This window comes from Campylobacter sp. IFREMER_LSEM_CL2090 (assembly GCF_025771865.1).
Lineage (GTDB): Bacteria > Campylobacterota > Campylobacteria > Campylobacterales > Campylobacteraceae > Campylobacter_D > Campylobacter_D lari_D.
The window spans coordinates 1-880 of record NZ_JAKMRA010000031.1 but is presented as its reverse complement, the minus strand read 5'-3'; the positions used below and the strand labels follow the sequence as shown (position 1 = coordinate 880).

The following is an 880-nucleotide window of genomic DNA, read 5'->3' as shown; positions in this document are numbered from 1 at the left end:
GGTAGTTTCAAAGAAGGATCTTTTTTTATTTTTTCTTGATAGATTTTTTGTTCTTGTTTGTGTGAAATTATTATACTTAATAATGCCATAGGCATTATTAAGTAACCTAATATAGATTTAGAATTTACTATCATAGCTTGACCTAGTTTATAGGAGAGTTGATTTTGAATTCTTGTTTTAGCTGTGCCGTACTTGGTTTGAAATGACAATTGATTATTTAATAACTGAATTTGAGTTAAATAGCTAGCCATATCTTGAGATTTTCGATACAAATGCTTGGAGAAAATTATAGATTCTATATAATTATTTAAACACATAGGATCTTTTTCAGGATCAAATTGTAATTTTAAAATTTGTTGACTCAGATTCTCGATAAACAAACAATACAAATCGAAGTGCTTATTATTTTTTGCATTACATAGAGATATAACCTTTAAAATAATTTGTATCCAACTATATATACTATAATATTCTTTAGCTTTTTTAATATCAAAATAACCAAGCAAATCTTTAATATAAAAAGGTATTTCATCTTCAAAATTATTTTGAAAATTTCTTACAGTGGTCGCCCCATTTCGAATACGGTATGTTAATAATTTTTTAGGTATTAAAAAAATATAATTACTCTGTGCAAATAACAAAAATCCAAAATGAACATCTTGATGAAAAATTCCATCAATAAATTTTAAATTTATATTTTTTAAAAAATTAAAATTAATCATACCTTGCCAGACAAATGCAAAATGTTTCATTTGCTTATATCGTTCTAACCACAATAGTGAACTAATTTTTCCGTTATAGCGATTTTTATTATAACCCAAAAACCAAGTCCAATCATTTACCTGATCTAGATATCCAGCCTCATATATCTTATTATAAT

Annotated in this window: 1 pseudogene; it reads right to left on the bottom strand. The window is 24.9% G+C overall.

Annotated elements, in window-relative coordinates:
- Positions 1-880: pseudogene (locus L8V85_RS08280) on the bottom strand (glycosyltransferase family 2 protein); the annotation flags it as partial.